The sequence below is a fragment of the Novosphingobium clariflavum genome (genome assembly GCF_026420865.1).
Taxonomy (GTDB): Bacteria; Pseudomonadota; Alphaproteobacteria; order Sphingomonadales; family Sphingomonadaceae; genus Novosphingobium; species Novosphingobium clariflavum.
The window spans coordinates 1-516 of the sequence record NZ_JAPCWC010000110.1 but is presented as its reverse complement, the minus strand read 5'-3'; the positions used below and the strand labels follow the sequence as shown (position 1 = coordinate 516).

The following is a 516-nucleotide window of genomic DNA, read 5'->3' as shown; positions in this document are numbered from 1 at the left end:
TGACGTGACCCCTTAGATTTCCTCCACGAGCGATTAGAGTCTGGCCTGAGAGAAGGACGGACGAGATGAAGAGAGCACGTTTTACGGAAGAGCAGATCATCGGGGTACTGAAGGAGGCCGAGGCTGGGGCCAAGACAGCCGACCTGGCGCGTCGTCACGGCATCTCGGAAGGGACGATCTACAACTGGAAGGCGAAGTACGGAGGGCTCGAGGTATCGGAAGCCAAGCGCCTGAAGGTTCTCGAAGACGAGAATGCGAAGCTCAAGCGGCTCCTTGCTGACAGCATGCTGGATAACGCTGCGCTGAAGGATCTGCTGTCAAAAAACTGGTAACGCCCGCTGCAAGACGGGAAGCCGTCGCGCATTTGATGGAGCTCCATCGGATGAGCGAGCGGCGGGCGTGCCGTGTCCTAGATGCCGATCGCAAGAGCGTGCGTTACCGTTCCCGGCGGAGCGATGATGGCGCTCTACGGGAGCGCTTGCGCGAACTGGCAAACCAGCGTCGCCGGTTCGGCTA

General features: G+C 59.9%; 1 pseudogene. It reads left to right on the top strand.

Features of this window, described 5'->3' with window-relative positions:
• Positions 1 to 65 precede the first annotated feature (65 nt).
• Positions 66 to 516, top strand: a pseudogene (locus OKA11_RS24505) (transposase); the annotation flags it as partial.